This is a genomic window from Mariniflexile aquimaris (assembly GCF_042676825.1).
Lineage (GTDB): Bacteria > Bacteroidota > Bacteroidia > Flavobacteriales > Flavobacteriaceae > Mariniflexile > Mariniflexile aquimaris.
On record NZ_JBHTIB010000012.1, the window covers coordinates 900,709 to 916,708 of the forward strand.

General features: G+C 33.4%; 12 protein-coding genes and 1 tRNA gene. 2 read left to right on the forward strand and 11 right to left on the reverse strand.

Annotation, left to right across the window (positions count from 1 at the left end):
* Position 1: 1 nt before the first annotated feature.
* From ACFQ0I_RS11935 to ACFQ0I_RS11970, 8 genes are all read right to left on the reverse strand, one after another.
* Positions 2 to 2,587, reverse strand: a complete 2,586-nt coding sequence (locus tag ACFQ0I_RS11935) for a calcium-translocating P-type ATPase, PMCA-type (RefSeq protein WP_379942549.1) — start codon at positions 2,585 to 2,587, stop codon at positions 2 to 4.
* A complete protein-coding gene (locus ACFQ0I_RS11940) occupies positions 2,587 to 3,594 on the reverse strand; it encodes a sodium:calcium antiporter (protein ID WP_379942551.1) in 1,008 nt (335 codons plus the stop codon). The genes ACFQ0I_RS11935 and ACFQ0I_RS11940 overlap by 1 nt, the downstream gene beginning before the upstream one ends.
* Before the next feature lie 396 nt (positions 3,595 to 3,990).
* Complete coding sequence (locus ACFQ0I_RS11945) at positions 3,991 to 4,824, reverse strand: universal stress protein (protein ID WP_379942553.1); 834 nt, start codon at positions 4,822 to 4,824, stop codon at positions 3,991 to 3,993.
* 518 nt (positions 4,825 to 5,342) lie between these two features.
* A tRNA-Pro gene (locus tag ACFQ0I_RS11950) sits at positions 5,343 to 5,416 on the reverse strand.
* A 99-nt stretch (positions 5,417 to 5,515) separates the two neighbouring features.
* A complete protein-coding gene (gene trxB, locus ACFQ0I_RS11955) occupies positions 5,516 to 6,496 on the reverse strand; it encodes a thioredoxin-disulfide reductase (RefSeq protein WP_379942555.1) in 981 nt (326 codons plus the stop codon).
* A 376-nt stretch (positions 6,497 to 6,872) separates the two neighbouring features.
* Complete coding sequence (locus tag ACFQ0I_RS11960) at positions 6,873 to 8,765, reverse strand: pyruvate carboxylase subunit B (protein WP_379942557.1); 1,893 nt, start codon at positions 8,763 to 8,765, stop codon at positions 6,873 to 6,875.
* Positions 8,766 to 8,782: 17 nt separating this feature from the next.
* Positions 8,783 to 8,974 (reverse strand): hypothetical protein, encoded by a 192-nt coding sequence (locus ACFQ0I_RS11965; protein WP_379942559.1) that lies wholly within the window; start codon positions 8,972 to 8,974, stop codon positions 8,783 to 8,785.
* Between the two features lie 11 nt (positions 8,975 to 8,985).
* Positions 8,986 to 10,542, reverse strand: coding sequence for an acyl-CoA carboxylase subunit beta (locus ACFQ0I_RS11970; RefSeq protein WP_379942561.1), 1,557 nt, complete (start codon positions 10,540 to 10,542; stop codon positions 8,986 to 8,988).
* 612 nt (positions 10,543 to 11,154) lie between these two features.
* Between ACFQ0I_RS11970 and ACFQ0I_RS11975 the strand changes: the two genes are divergently transcribed.
* A complete protein-coding gene (locus ACFQ0I_RS11975) occupies positions 11,155 to 11,616 on the forward strand; it encodes a hypothetical protein (RefSeq protein ID WP_379942563.1) in 462 nt (153 codons plus the stop codon).
* Positions 11,617 to 11,670: 54 nt separating this feature from the next.
* Here the strand turns inward: ACFQ0I_RS11975 and ACFQ0I_RS11980 are convergent, their stop codons facing one another.
* The 3 genes from ACFQ0I_RS11980 to ACFQ0I_RS11990 all read right to left on the reverse strand — a co-directional run bounded on the left by ACFQ0I_RS11980 (position 11,671) and on the right by ACFQ0I_RS11990 (position 14,794).
* Complete coding sequence (locus ACFQ0I_RS11980) at positions 11,671 to 12,339, reverse strand: bifunctional 4-hydroxy-2-oxoglutarate aldolase/2-dehydro-3-deoxy-phosphogluconate aldolase (protein ID WP_379942564.1); 669 nt, start codon at positions 12,337 to 12,339, stop codon at positions 11,671 to 11,673.
* A 90-nt stretch (positions 12,340 to 12,429) separates the two neighbouring features.
* Positions 12,430 to 13,647: a 6-phosphofructokinase gene (locus tag ACFQ0I_RS11985; protein WP_379942566.1), complete on the reverse strand. Its 1,218-nt coding sequence runs from the start codon at positions 13,645 to 13,647 to the stop codon at positions 12,430 to 12,432.
* 100 nt (positions 13,648 to 13,747) lie between these two features.
* The gene (locus tag ACFQ0I_RS11990; RefSeq protein WP_379942568.1) at positions 13,748 to 14,794 is read right to left on the reverse strand and encodes a PfkB family carbohydrate kinase; all 1,047 of its coding nucleotides are present in this window, start codon (positions 14,792 to 14,794) and stop codon (positions 13,748 to 13,750) included.
* 171 nt (positions 14,795 to 14,965) lie between these two features.
* On the opposite strand from ACFQ0I_RS11990, the gene ACFQ0I_RS11995 reads away from it, so the two are divergent.
* Positions 14,966 to 15,997, forward strand: a complete 1,032-nt coding sequence (locus ACFQ0I_RS11995) for a LacI family DNA-binding transcriptional regulator (protein WP_379942570.1) — start codon at positions 14,966 to 14,968, stop codon at positions 15,995 to 15,997.
* Positions 15,998 to 16,000 lie beyond the last annotated feature (3 nt).

Sequence of the window (16,000 nt, forward strand, 5' to 3'; positions counted from 1 at the left end):
ATTAATTATTAGATTTTATTCTTTTCAATAATTTTTCAAATTCTACGGCCCAAAAAATAATTGTTGATACAGCTAAGGTAATTCCTAATTCTATCCAAGTAAGTGGTTGTGTTTTAAACACATCATTAAAGAAAGGAAGGTAAATAATCATTAATTGCAGAGCAAAAGTTATTATTAAAGCACCTACTAAAGGCTTATTTGAAAATATACCGATTATAAAAATAGATTCTTTCTCTGAACGAATAGCCATTACGTGTCCCAATTGACTAAAGCACAAAACTGTGAAGACCATGGTTTGCCAGTTAGAATTTTCATGGTGTATGGCCCAGGCCTGAATTCCTAAAGTAATAACACCCATTAAGAATCCTACCCAAAGAATATGCATTGCCATACCTCCTGCAAAAATGCTTAATTTCGGACTTCTTGGAGGTCGTTTCATAATATCTATTTCTGCAGGTTCTGATGCTAAGGCGAGTCCGGGTAAACCATCGGTAATCAAATTAACCCACAAAATATGTATGGCAAGTAACGGGATTGGCAAGCCTAAAAATGGCGCTAGAAAAATCGCCCATATTTCACTTGAGTTACCCGTCATAATATATTTGATGAACTTTAATATATTATCAAATATTTTTCGTCCATGTTTTACTGCTACTACAATGGTTGCAAAATTATCATCCAATAGAATCATGTGGGAAGCCTCTTTTGTTACTTCGGTGCCATTAATTCCCATGGCAACTCCAATATCTGCGTTTTTAAGTGCGGGAGCATCATTCACACCATCACCTGTCATAGCAACAAATTGATGTTTATGCTGCAAAGCTTTGACGATTTTTAGCTTTTGCTCAGGATTTACACGAGCATATACACGAACTTTTTCAACAATATTTTCAAATACATCATCAGATAATGCATTTAGTTCAGAACCATTTAATACCAAATCATCTTCAGAAGAAACAATACCTAATTGTTTTGCAATTGCCTGTGCGGTTAATTTATGATCTCCAGTAATCATAACAGGAATTATTCCTGCATCTTTACATTCTTTTACGGCTTGTTTAACTTCTTCTCGTGGCGGATCTATCATCCCTACAAAGCCTATAAGTGTTAATTCTGTTTCTATTTCATCTGCGTTAATATGCTTTGGCATCGAAGGTAATAGCCGTACGGCATATCCTAAAACGCGATGCCCTCTTTCTGCCATTTTGTTGGCTTTATATTCAAAATCAGGGATAAGTGATTTTTGACTATCAACCAGTTTCTCTAGCAATACATCTACGGCTCCTTTAGTTATGACTAGGATTCCTTTATCTGTTTTATGAAACGTAGTCATGCACTTTCTGGTAGAATCGAATGGCATTTCAGCTATTCTTGCATATTTTTTTTCTAAATGTATTCTTTCAATATCTTTTTCATACGCATATTCAACTAATGCAACTTCGGTAGAATCTCCTAGCCACCTACCTTCATTATCTTTTGAAACATCATTGTTTAAAGCTATTGCATTTAGCAAAGTATGTTCTCTTTCATTGAAAACATCCGGCGAATTTGTAGCGGATATTTCAAAAACTTCCTGCACTGTCATTTTGTTTAAAGTAAGTGTTCCTGTTTTATCAGAACAGATATAGGTAACAGACCCCAATGTTTCTACCGCCGGAAGTTTTCTTATTAAGGCATTATTCTTCACTAATTTTTTAGCACCTAATGCCAGTGTGATAGTTACCAAGGCAGGCATGGCTTCAGGTATGGCGGCAACCGCAAGAGAGATAGACAGGATTAACATATTTAGGATAGTTTCACCACGCAACAAGCCTATTGTAAAAATAACTATGCAAATAATGAGTATTACAACCGAAAGTTTTTTTCCAAAGGCATTCAATCTTTTTTGCAAAGGGGTAAGCGTTTCTTCGGTTTGAATCATTTTAGCAATACGCCCTAATTCTGTATTCATACCAGTTGCAACAACATAAGCCAAAGCCCTTCCGTTAGAAATAAAAGTTCCCTTATAGCCCATATTGGTGCGGTCGCCCAAAGCATAATCACTTTGAGGTGGTAGTTCATCTAATGTTTTTTCAACATTATGAGATTCGCCCGTTAACGCAGATTCATCTACTTTAATTTGATGGGTTTCAATAAAACGAACATCAGCAGGAATAATATTTCCAGCTTCCAGAGAGACAACATCTCCGGGGACAAGTTCCGCAGATGGAATATCGATTAATTTCCCGTCACGCAGAGTTCGAGCATGACTCGCCATCATACTTTTTAGGGCCTCCATTGCTTTCTCCGCTCTATATTCTTGTACAAAACCTACAATGGCATTTAAAATTATAATAACAAGAATAATTATAGTATCGGTTACATCTCCTATAATTCCAGAAATAACTGCCGCAGCAATAAGAATCAAAATCATAACATCTGTTAATTGATGCAAAACCATCTGCAAAATGGTTTTCTTTTTTGTATCCTCAATTTCATTTTTTCCGTATTCTATCAGCCTCTGACTACTATTAATAGTACTAAGCCCAGAAGAACTAGTATTTAATAGTTGTGAAATTTCTCTTATTGGTAGTAAATGCCAGTTCATTATTTTGTTGTGCTAACTTTATAATATAAAAATACCATCATCATAATAAAAACGAGAACTATTAAAACTGTATCTATTGCAAGTTTCCATTTTCTTTCCGATTTAAAAACTATTCCTGTAATACCAATAGCCGTAATTATAATTGTTCCAAGAACAGGTATAATATGATTTGAGCTAGAAGCCATTAAAAGTGGTCCTTTGGTATATAATATATCGTCTAATGCCAATATTCCTATATTAAAAATATTACTTCCAAATATGTTACCAATGGCTAGATCAATGGTTCCCATGCGTATGGCTGCTACAGAAACAACAATTTCTGGTAAAGATGTAGAGCCTGCTAGAAATAATGTTCCAAAAAAGCTTTGACCCAAGCCAGTTGTATTGGCAATATGTTCGCCAAAATAAGGAAGTGCCATTGCAGCCATCATTACGAATAAGGCATTTTTTACGTATTTAGAGATAATTTGTTTCTTAGTATAATTTTCGGTTTGAGGATGCTTATGATCTATGGATTGCTTTTTTTCATATTTGTATAATACGCGGATGGCAAAGAAATATAATAGTAGAAAAATTAAACTTGAACCGCCAATCCAGCCAATTCTTCCAAAAACACCAGGCATAATAATAGCTAAGGCCACAAAACTTAACATAATGATGCCCATGGAACCCGCAATAATATGTCCGGGTTGTACGGCCGATGTGAGTGGTTTATTTGGATTATAGAATAAGTCCATAATCGAAATTATAAGAATGTTGAAAGCACAACTCCCAACAATATCACCTACAGCAAGATTTGGTGCGTCTACAATAACAACCGAACTTATACCCGACATCAATTCTGGAATTGAGGTTACTGAAGCCATTAAAATGATACCCATAAACATCTTGCCCCAACCCAGCATATCTGCAAGGATATCACCATATTTAGATAGTTTGGCACCACTTATAAGTATGACGACAGTACAAATAGAAAAGCCTAAAATATTTAAGTATAAATTATCCATTTTGGGCAGGTGTTTTAAATCGATTGCTTTTTATTTCATAATTTGAAAAGGTTTAACTAACAAAGAATATCTTAATTCCCTATGATGTATTGTTTTATGATTATTATTCCAAGACTATTTTATGAAACAGTTGAATAACACTGACTATTTTACAAAATTAGAAATTACTAATTAGACGATGCGTTTTGAAAAGCTCACTATGCAAATTTTTGATGCTAATTTTACATTTTAGTACATTTCCCATAACAACAACATAAGGTTTCAATTTTTCCGCCATTAGAAAAATCTGTGAGTAGATAATTAATCTTTCGTAGAATTCTGATTAATATCTACCCACAAAATTTATCGATTAGAAATAGTTTAAAAAAGGGTTTTATTGCTTTCTAAACAAACTATTTAACTTGGAAAAACAAGAACCGGTGTATTTGTATAATTTACCATTTTCTTTGCTAAACTTTTATCGAAAATGCGTTCAATAAAGTTTCTTTTTCTAGACACCATGGCTAGCATATCTGGTTTCGTATTTTCCAAAAATTCTAACAATTCATCTTCGGCATTTTCGCTATAAAGGAGTTCAGAATGAAGCGTTTTAATCCCAATGGTTTTCGAAGCTTCATTCTCCATACTTAAAAGATATTTACGTTCTAGTTCTACATTATTTATGTCTTCACAGATATGAACAACGCTAAGCTTAGCCTTATAATACGTCACTATTTTTTTAATAAACTCGAGGCAGGACATATCTTTTGTATGAAAGTTTGAGGCAAACACTACTTCAGATAAATCATTAAATTTAGCCTCTCTAGGTATTGTCAAAACCATAGATTTTGTGTTTCTAATAAATTGAGAGGCAAGACTTCCAAATATTTTGTTTTCTAATCCATTATTGCCAATAGTACCCATAACAATCATAATTGGATTCTCTTTTTCTATATAATCTTTAATAAATAGAGTTTTTACTGGTATAATATCATAATCACATTCCAGACCAAAAGATTCGATTTCTTTTTTAAGCTTTTCTAATTTTTCTTCTGCTTGCTCCTCTAGTTCATTAAACGTATCTACAAGAACACTTGGGTTTACCTCTGTTGAGGCAATACCACCAATTTCAATAGCATGTATTATTTTAATTTTTCCTTCTATCACTTTAGCCATAGCTATAGCATAAGCCATGGCGTTTTTTGCACAGGCTGAAAAATCTGTTGGATATACAATTAGTTTTGAGTTCATTTTTACAGGTTTTAATATATTGTTTCTTTTTCACTTTATAGTTCAAGTAAATTTGATAATTGTATTAGTTAATATTTTAAATATATATTTTAATCATTAATTCTGCAATGATAATTATCAGTACAAATAAGCCATATAAACGAATTCGTTCATTTAATTCTTAGGATTATAGACGTTCATTTAGCAGTTTTGTTAGTGCTTAAGATATTATGCGCACCTTGTCCAACAATTGAATAATGGGGTATTCATTTTACCTGTTGGAAGCATGTTAACAACAGAAGTGGCGTTTGGAATAATGTTTTAACAGACGAAAACTAAATCCATTTTAAAAACCATTTACTTGTACAACAAGTAGTAGATATTTCACAATTCTGTCAACACATTTTTAAAAATAATTTTGTATCCGCTATGTTGTCCTTTTAATAGCATTTTTTATTTCATTTGAAATAAATAAAAACGCAAAAACCTGTTAATTATACGATTAACAGGTTTTTGATAGTAATTGATCTATTATTTTGTCGGGATGACAGGATTTGAACCTGCGACCACACGGCCCCCAGCCGTGTACGCTACCGGACTGCGCCACATCCCGTTTTAAATTGTGCCCAAAGAAAACACATTTTATTAAATTTTTAAAAAAAATTAAAAAAAAAGCCGAAATATTAATTTCGGCTGTAGTTTTAAATAGTTACTAATTATAACTTGGTGTAGAAACTTCGAAGGTTGTGTCTTTTGAGGCTAAATAACGCTCTGCATCAAGCGCTGCCATACATCCTGTTCCTGCTGCCGTTACTGCTTGTCTATATACATGATCTGCAGCATCGCCAGAAACAAAAACCCCTTCTATATTTGTTTTAGAGCTCCCAGGTTTATTGATAATATAACCTGTTTCATCTAATTTTAAGAAGTCTTTAAAAATATCGGTATTTGGTTTATGCCCTATCGCTACAAAAAACCCAGTAGCAGGAATAACCAATTTCTCTTTAGTTTGGTTATTAACCACACGAACACCTGTTACAACTTGTCCGTCTCCTAAAACTTCATCGGTTTCTGTATTAAACATGATTTCTATATTTGGCGTATTTTTTACTCTGTTCGCCATAATTTTAGAGGCTCTAAATTCGTCACGTCTCACCAACATGGTTACTTTTTTACAAAGCTTAGATAAATAATGCGCTTCTTCGCATGCAGAATCTCCAGCACCCACAATTACCACTTCCTGATTTCTGTAAAAGAACCCATCGCAAACAGCACAAGCCGAAACACCGCCACCCAATTTTAAATATTTTTGCTCAGATTCTAAACCTAAATATTTAGCAGAAGCTCCTGTTGAAATTATTACGGTATCGCAATGTATTTCTTTTGTATCGTTAACCCAAACTTTGTGTATATCACCAGAAAAATCAACTTTAGTAATCCAGCCATTGCGCACATCTGTTTCAAAACGCTCTGCTTGTTTTTGCAACTCCATCATCATCTCTGGTCCTGTAATTCCTTCTGGATACCCAGGGAAATTTTCAACCTCATTGGTAGTAGTTAATTGTCCACCAGGTTGTGTTCCTTGGTATAAAACAGGTTTCATATTTGCTCTCGCCGCATAAATTGCCGCTGTATAACCTGCAGGTCCAGAACCTATAATTAAACATTTTACTTTTTCTATATTATCAGACATAACTTAAACTTATTTTATACTAACAAAAGTAGAATTTTTGTAGCAAATCCTACCCCAAAATCATCAAAAGATATTATCAATTTATAATTATTTATTATCATAATGTATAGCTTCATTCAACTTTTTAGCTATCAGTAAACATATTCTTAACAAATTTTATTGTTAATAACCATTATACTTACTAATTGTGTTTCTGTGCTTTTATTTGAATAGATTTGACCTGAGTTTAGACTTTCGAAACGCAATTATGTAATTGAAAAATCTTTACTCAAATTTGAACGATCGCTAAGAGTAATTAACTTTAATATAATCATTAAACAAAAACAGCCTAAGAAAATTCTTAGGCCGTTTTATAAATGTTTATTTATACTAATTTTTAATCTATTGAAAATAAAACATCTCCTTTAGAAACGGTATCTCCAGATTCGAATTTAATTCCTGAAATGACACCATCTTTACTAGCTTCGAAGTTGTTCATCATTTTCATTGCTTCTAGAACAACTACAATTTCTCCAGCTTTCACAGTATCGCCATTTTTCTTTTTAAACTCTACAATCATACCTGGTATTGGAGCAGTAATAGCGCCTTCAACAACAACTTCTTTCGGCTCTTTCTTTTTCCAAACAGATCTTGTAGATGTGTTTGTTTTTGGAATTGATACTGTAAATGACTCACCATCTACTAATACTTCCATATCACACATGATACCAGAATTATTACCGCCTCCTGCTTTAAGTTCACCTGAGAGTGCTTTAGCTATTAACTCTTCTTCTTTCTTAACATCTTCTAAGGTTTTTGCCTTCATATCTTCTGGCATTTCTTCTAAACCGTATTTGATTTTTAAGAATTTTTTACCTGTTACAGGGTATAATGCCAATAATACTTCATCATCAATATCTTTAGCTAATCCTTTAGCAGCAGCTTTTACAGCATCCATTTCTGGTTCTAAAACACTACCTGGTCTTACTTCAATATGTTGCTCGCCTCTAGGGTAATCTTTTAAAGCTTTCTTTCTAAGTTCTGGATTAATTGGTAAAGTTGTTTTACCGTATAAACCATAACATAAATCTTTTACTTCTTGTGTAATTCTAGAATACTCACCTTCAAAAGAATCGAACAATACATTGTTAACTGTTTGAACTCCAACAATTTGACTTGTAGGTGTTACCAATGGGATTTGTCCTAAATCTTTTCTAACTTTAGGTAACATTTTAAATACATCATCTAATCTATGTAATGAATCCATTGCTTTTAATTGATTCACAAGGTTAGAAAGCATCCCTCCTGGTGTTTGATGTAAAATTACATCGGTATCAATAATTGAATACTTAGGACTGTTATCTAAGTGCTTATATTTAGGAATTACTTTTTCCATTTGCGCACTAATAGCCGATAATTTTTTAATATCTAAACCTGTATCTCTATTAGTACCTAATAATGAAATTACCAATGGCTCAATTGCGGCATGCGATGTTCTATATGCATAAGGAGACATACATGTATCCACAATATCAACACCTGCTTCAATAGCTTTAAAAATTGCTAAATCGCCCATACCCGATGTAAAGTGGGTATGCAAGTTTAAAGGAATATCAGTGATTTTTTTAAGTTCAACCACTAAGTTATAAATATCGTAAGGCGCAATTAAACCAGCCATATCTTTAATACAGATAGAATCTACTCCAAACTCCATTAACTCTTTAGCTTTGTTTACATAATAATCAATGTTATAAACTTCGCCACCTAATCTAGGTTCTGTTAATGTGTAACAAATAGTACCTTGAAAGTGTTTACCATTTCGTTTAACAACTTTTGCCGCAGTTTCAAAATTTCTGTAATCGTTTAATGCATCAAAACATCTAAAAATGTCCATACCATTGTCGCATGCACGTTGGACAAAGTTATCTACAACATCGTCGGCATAGTTTCTATATCCAACCACATTTTGCCCTCTTAACAACATAAAAAATGGTGTTTTAGGCATGTATTTTTTAAGTGTTCTTAAACGTTCCCATGGATCTTCACCCAAATACCTGTGCATAGTATCGAAGGTTGCTCCACCCCACGTTTCGATGGCGTGAAAACCTACTTCATCCATTTGTTCAGCAAAAGGAATCATATCTTCGGTTCTTCCTCTTGTTGCAAATAATGACTGGTGTCCGTCTCTAAAACTTAAATCTTGTATTTTTATAGGGTTTTCAGCTTTTGGTCTGTCTGCACTATAATCCATTTTGGTCATTTGCAATACCCCGTGTTTATCAAATATCATTGTTCTGTAATTTTAAATTATATAAGTCTAGCTCCTATTGTTCTGCCGTTGCTAAATAGTAATTTTCTATCGTTCATTCTTCTCATTAATCCCATTTTACCCCAGCCATATTGAGATACTATTTTATTTTTATCTTCTTCTTCTTCCATTCTAAGATAAATTGTTGCTGCAATTACAGCTGCTTTTCTCTTTTTTTCAAGTAATGTCATAATATTAATATTTATTGAGGAATGTTTCCGTGTTTTTTTGCTGGTACTAATTCTACTTTAGATCTTAACGCTTCTAAAGCCATAATTAATCTTTCTCTAGTTTCGCTTGGTAAAATTACTTCGTCGATGTAACCTCTTTCTGCTGCCAAGTATGGCACGCCAAAAGCAGTTTCGTACTCTTCAATTTTCTCTTGTGTTTTTGCTGCTTTATCTTCTGCGGCTGCAATTTCTTTTTTATAGTTAGAAATAACTTCTACAGCACCTTTAGCACCCATTACAGCTATTTCTGCAGTTGGCCACGCGAAAACCATATCAGCTCCTAAGTGTTTTGAACTCATTGCTACATAGGCTCCACCATAATCTTTTCTTACCACAACCGTAAACTTAGGAACGGTAGCTTCTGAATAACTCCATAATAATTTAGCACCATGTCTGATAATTCCGTTCCACTCTTGTTGCACACCTGGTAAATATCCTGGAACATCAACAAATGTTATGATTGGAATATTAAACGCATCACATGTACGAATGAATCTACTAATTTTATCTGATGCATCAATATCTAAACAACCAGCTAAAAAGTTAGGTTGGTTTGCAATGATACCTACAGAACGATTGTTAAGTCTTCCAAACCCTACGATACAATTTTCAGCAAAATGTTCGTGTACTTCATAAAAAACGCCTTGATCTAATACTTCTTCAATGATTACTTTCATATCGTAAGCCATTTTAGAATCGTCTGGTATTATGGTATCCAGCATATCACAAGATCTTCTTGGGTCGTCTTCCATTTCGATTACTGGCGTTAACTCCATATTATTATTAGGAAGATAATCTAGTAATTCTCTAATTTGTTCGATACAATCTGCATCATCTTCGCAAGCAAAATGTGCGTTTCCACTTTTTGTATTGTGAACCATAGCACCTCCCAATTCTTCGAAAGTAGTTTCTTCACCGGTTACCGTTTTAATTACATACGGACTGGTAATAAACATATTACTTGTTTTCTTAACCATAAAGATGAAGTCGGTCATTGCAGGTGAATAAACAGCACCACCAGCACAAGGGCCCATGATAGCTGATATTTGAGGAATAACACCCGATGCTCTTGAGTTTCTAAAGAAAACATCTCCGTAACCTTTTAAAGCATCAACACCTTCTTCTACTCTCGCTCCACCAGAATCATTTAAACCAACTATTGGTGCTCCAGCTTTCATGGCTAAATCCATGATTTTACAAATTTTTGTAGCGTGCATTTCGCCTAAAGCGCCACCACCAGAAGTAAAATCTTGAGAAAACGCAAAAACTACTCTACCATTAACTGTACCATGACCAATAATTACACCATCTGATGCAAATTCAACCTTTTCCATTCCAAAATTTGTAGAACGATGTTTTACAAAAGAGTCAATTTCATAAAAACTATCTTCATCAAATAGTAGGTTTATTCTTTCTCTTGCTGTTAGTTTTCCTTTTGCATGCTGCTTTTCAATTCTAGCTTCGCCACCCATTAAAGCAACTTTTTCTCTTTTAGATTTTAAGAAGGCAATTTTATCAGTAACTTTCATATTAATTTCAGGTTTTTTTCTTGTAAAAATGTAATGCACATTGTGTGCTAAATACCTACCCAAAATTATCCTATAAGAGACTATTTAATTATGACAAATGTCATATCTCGGAATTCAACGGATTTTAACCGAAATAATTTTTTGCAAATTATTTACATAATTTTCATTTTTAGCAATACTTTTTACCATTTTTTTAATTTTTAGTGTATTTTTTATAATGTTTTTTGAATTTTATTCAATTTATTATTTTTATGATAAAACCTAGGCTATTAGCGCCTCAAAACTTCATTAAAAAACAGTTTTAGATGTATTTTCTTGCATATAAATACCATCTACAACGATTTCGAAACAGGATAAAATAAGTCGAAAAAAAATTGATAGAAAAAAAAATTTTTTTTCTAAAAGATGCTTTTTTAATAAAAAAATGAAGTTTTTTCGATTTTTAGGCAGAATAAATCGCTTCAAAAAATCTAAATACAAAAAAACAACGATATTTTTTGTAACAATAGTTACTCTAAATACATTTAATATTTTGTGTCTATAAAATACTAAAAAAAACACTTAATTCTAATTTTGTATCTTTAGGTAACTAATACTAAATATCTTTTATTTATGAAACTAATCATCCTTCTTTTCTGTATTGCCCTAATTTTTTCTTGTAAAAACGACTCCAATAATGAAAACAGTGATGCAAATTTTGACACTGAAAAAACGTCACTACAAGGTGCCTGGAAATTAGTAAGCTACCTAAACTATAAAGAAAATGGCGACATTGATACCATTCTTTCTTCTTTAGAAAACAAGCAAATAAAAATGTATTCTGACACCAAGGTTATGTGGAGTAGAGAGCGTGCCTCTGACACATTAGACTGGTTTGGCTACGGAGATTATACTATAAAAGATAGTATTCTTACCGAAATATTGGATTTTGGTTCTAAAACTATGAATGCTATTATTAAGGATAAAAAAGAGTTTGTTTATAAAATTATTATAGGTGAAGACCATTTTAGTCAAATTCAAACAGATAGCTCGGGAGCGCCCATTTATGCCGAAAATTATATAAAATTAGAATAATTAAAAATGCCGAACTTTAATGCTCGGCATTTTTTTATTATATACTATTTGAAATTATTTTCTAACAGATTTAACGATAGCCAAAGCAGCTTTAACGTCTTGCTCTAATTTAACGTAATCTTTATTTGCAATAATGTCTTTAGAAATTAATTGAGATCCCATACCAACACAAGTAACTCCAGCATCGAACCATCCTTTCAAGTTTTCAACAGTTGGTGAAACACCTCCGGTTGGCATAATGCTTGTCCATGGTTGTGGGCCTTTAATGCCTTTTACAAAATTTGGTCCGTAAATATCGCCAGGGAATAATTTTACTATCTCGCAACCTAACTCTTCAGCTCTAGCTATTTCAGTTAAAGTTCCACATCCTGGAGACCATAATACTTTTTTACGGTTACAAGCAATTGCGATATCTTCTCTTAAAACAGGCGTTACAATAAAGTTAGCACCTAAAGACATGTATAATGTTGCTTGTCCTGCATCTGTAACAGAACCAACACCCATAATCATACCTGGTAATTCTTTAATAGCATATTTGGTTAATTCACCAAAAACCTCGTGAGCGAAATCACCACGTGCTGTAAATTCCATTAATCTTGCGCCACCATCGTAGCAAGCTTTTAATACTTTTTTACTTAGCTCTATATCGCTATGGAAAAATAAAGGAATCATCCCTGTTTCTTTCATTGCTTGAGCCACTTCTAATCTTGAAAATTGTGCCATTAGTTTTATTATTTATTTTTATTGTTTATTTCTTATTCTTCGAATACTTAAACTTTTGAAATTGGGAATTGTTTTTAAAATGTAAATTTCCTAGTCCCAGTTTAATATTTTTTTAAAATCATATGCTTCAGGATTTGGAACATATTTTTTAGCTTCTTCATAATCCTTTTCTTTTATATAGAAAAGGTTATTGATAAATAGTTGCGCCATATCAGAATTGATATCCACTAATCTAGGTGGGATTTTGCCATTCTCATCTTCAAAATCCTTTAAATATAATGGTGTAATGTCGCCACGTGAATTCGCGCTAACAATACAACCCGTATTGCCTTCATCAAATAATTTTTTAACACCAATACCAAGTAAGGTACATAAGGTTAAATCGAATGCAATTGGCGGACAACATCTTAATTCGTAACCAAGTTCTACCGGTCTTGATTTTATATCCAACCCTAATTCTTTCAATTTAACTTGTAATAAATAATTGAAAATATGCGACTTACTAACATTACCTAGTTCTGGGTGTCCGTGATCATCATACGTGAAATTGATACCAGAATTAATGATTTCATCTTGTTCCATAAAATGAAAAACACCTTCACTAACCAACGCAACGCCATATTCTATACCCTGAATTTTACATTTAATGATTGAAGAAATAATCATGTTAATGATTTTCTCGAAAGTGATGTTCGTTTTGTTGAACATTTCAGGAATAATCATCATTTGATAATGACAAGCAGAAGCGATTCCGAATGCTAAATGACCTGCAGAACGCCCCATAGCAGCTACCACAAACCAATTTTCGCTGGTTCTGGCATCTTCATAAACCGTATTACCAATGCGAACGCCTTCGTCTTTTGCCGTATGAAAACCAAAGGTTGGATTTCTATCTGGCAGTGGTAAGTCGTTATCTATAGTTTTAGGAACATGAACATGGGCTACATCTAAATTCTGAGTATTTACATATTTGGTTAATCTATTAGCTGTAGAAGCCGTATCATCGCCACCAATAGTAACCAATAATTTTACATTATGCTTTTTAAAAAAATGAGCATTAAAATCGCTGTCTTTTGGTTTAAACCTACTCATAATTAAAGTAGAACCACCGCGACTAAAAATACGATCGGCATGATGAAAATCAAAATGTACTAGCGAGGGGTTGTCAGAGAGCAATCCTTTATAGCCGTGATGCACTCCTATAACGTTGTAGCCGTCTTTCAAAAAAGTTTTGGCCAATGTGCTAATAACTGTATTAATACCAGGTGCCGGACCGCCACCACAGATTATTGCAATAGATTTTTCCATATAGTTATTAAAAGGTTTTAGTTTAGTTAATAATTTCAAATTTATTTAAACCTACAAGGTTTTTGAAAACCTTGTAGGTTTATGTATTTAAAATCTATTATTATCTAGCAACTCTACCAGAAGCATCACCACCCATAAGTTTGGTTACTTCGTCTACTGTTACTAAGTTAGCATCACCTTTAATAGTGTGTTTTAAGCAAGATGCCGCCACTGCAAAATCTAAAGCATTTTGATCGTTATCTGGGTACGTTAATAATCCGTAGATTAATCCACCCATAAAAGAATCTCCACCACCTACACGGTCAACGATATCGGTAATTTGATATTGACGTGTTTGTAACATTTGTTTTCCATCGTATAAAACACCTGCCCATGTATTGTGAGACGCAGAAATAGAACCTCTTAAAGTTGTAATAACTTTTTTAGCTCTTGGGAATTTTTTCATCATTTGTTGACAAACTGACAAGAACGCTTCAGCTTTTACATCATGACCATGAGTTTGAACTGCTGCTCCAGCTGGTTTAATACCAAAGTGCATTTCAGCATCTTCTTCGTTTCCTAAAACAACGTCGCAATAAGACGTTAATTCAGTCATAATTTCTTCTCTTTTTGCAGCGTCGCAATATTTCCAAAGCTTAGCACGGTAATTCAAATCTGTCGAAATAGTAACACCTAATTTGCTAGCCGCTTTAACAGCTTCTAAACAAACATCGGCAGAACTTTGAGAAATTGCAGGTGTAATACCAGTCCAATGGAACCACTCTACGCCTTTAAATACTTCTTCCCAGTTAATCATACCAGATTGGATAGTTGACATAGAAGAATAAGCTCTATCGTAAACTACTTTACTACCTCTAGAAACTGCACCAGTTTCTAAGAAATAGATACCAAGGCGCTCACCACCCCATACAATTTTATCTACACCAACACCTCTTTTACGCATTTCCATCATGGCACACTCGCCAATATCGTTTTTTGGTAAACGAGTTACAAAATCTACAGAAACACCATAATTAGCTAATGAAACTGCAACGTTAGACTCCCCACCACCGTAAACAACGTCGAAATTGTCAGCTTGAGAAAATCTTAAAAATCCTTGAGGTGCTAATCGAAGCATGATTTCACCAAATGTTACTACTCTACTCATGTTAAATGTTATTGATTTAGTTAATTAAATTATTGCTCAATCGTTTAAGCAATTTTGTTGATACACTTTAAAACTCTAAGTTAAACTTTATTTTAATTTAAACCTCACAGTTTTGGTAATTTCAACTAAAACGTTATTTTTGCTTAAACGATTAAGCAAATATATAAAAAATTGGTAAACCAAAAAAAAATAACCATAAAAGACATTGCGAATGTCTTAAATATTTCTCCAGCAGCGGTTTCTAAAGCTTTGCACGACGATCCTCGTATTAGCGCAAAAACCAAAGCTGAAGTAAAAAAGGTTGCCAAACAATTAAATTACCAACCAAACCATTTAGCGAGCGCCCTTCGAAAAGGAAAAAGCAACCTAGTGGGTGTTATTGTGCCAAGAACCAATAGCAACTTCTTTTCGTCTGTAATACAAAATATTGAGGAGGTTTTAAACAAGGAAGGTTATAATATAATAATTACTCAATCTAATGAATCGTATAAAAAAGAATGCAGTAATATTGACACCTTATTGTTTACTCAAGTAGACGGCATTATTGCTTCTATGGCGAATGAAACCACAGACTTAGCCTATTATGAAAAAATTAAATCGAAGGGCATCCCTTTAATTTTATTCGACCGCGGTGAAAACGATTTAAATGTAGATTATATTGGTATCAACGATTATGATAGCAGCCATATGATTGTTGAGCATTTAATCAATCAAGGATGTAAAAGGATTGCGCATATTGGTGGTTATAAGCGCACACGTATTTTTAATAACCGTATTAGAGGTTATATTGATGCGATTAAAAAACACCACCTGCCTTTAGATGAAGAACTGCTTTTAGAAAGTAGCCTTACCACTGAAGATGGAAGAGACAAAATGATGCAACTGCTTGATTTAAAACATAGACCTGATGCCGTTTATGTGGCCGGTGATTATGCTGCTTTAGGTGCTCTGCAAGTTTTAAATGAGCAAAATATTGCTGTTCCAAATGAAATAGCTTTGGTAGGATTTGGGAATGAACCCTTTACCGCAATGCTAACACCAACGGTTTCTAGCATCGACCAACATAGTATTGAAATTGGCAAACAAGCCGCATTAACATTTTTAGAGCGTGTAAAAAACCCCGATTACAAACAAACGCTTAACAAAATTATTCTGGATGCAGAATTAATCGTTAGAGATTCTTCCAACATTAAAAAAGACTAAATT

Coding starts and splice junctions, on each gene's coding strand:
- ACFQ0I_RS11935 (WP_379942549.1), bottom strand. CDS start 2,587: ATGAACTGGCATTTACTACCAATAAGAGAAATTTCACAACTATTAAAT.
- ACFQ0I_RS11940 (WP_379942551.1), bottom strand. CDS start 3,594: ATGGATAATTTATACTTAAATATTTTAGGCTTTTCTATTTGTACTGTC.
- ACFQ0I_RS11945 (WP_379942553.1), bottom strand. CDS start 4,824: ATGAACTCAAAACTAATTGTATATCCAACAGATTTTTCAGCCTGTGCA.
- trxB (WP_379942555.1), bottom strand. CDS start 6,496: ATGTCTGATAATATAGAAAAAGTAAAATGTTTAATTATAGGTTCTGGA.
- ACFQ0I_RS11960 (WP_379942557.1), bottom strand. CDS start 8,765: ATGATATTTGATAAACACGGGGTATTGCAAATGACCAAAATGGATTAT.
- ACFQ0I_RS11965 (WP_379942559.1), bottom strand. CDS start 8,974: ATGACATTACTTGAAAAAAAGAGAAAAGCAGCTGTAATTGCAGCAACA.
- ACFQ0I_RS11970 (WP_379942561.1), bottom strand. CDS start 10,542: ATGAAAGTTACTGATAAAATTGCCTTCTTAAAATCTAAAAGAGAAAAA.
- ACFQ0I_RS11975 (WP_379942563.1), top strand. CDS start 11,155: ATGAAACTAATCATCCTTCTTTTCTGTATTGCCCTAATTTTTTCTTGT.
- ACFQ0I_RS11980 (WP_379942564.1), bottom strand. CDS start 12,339: ATGGCACAATTTTCAAGATTAGAAGTGGCTCAAGCAATGAAAGAAACA.
- ACFQ0I_RS11985 (WP_379942566.1), bottom strand. CDS start 13,647: ATGGAAAAATCTATTGCAATAATCTGTGGTGGCGGTCCGGCACCTGGT.
- ACFQ0I_RS11990 (WP_379942568.1), bottom strand. CDS start 14,794: ATGAGTAGAGTAGTAACATTTGGTGAAATCATGCTTCGATTAGCACCT.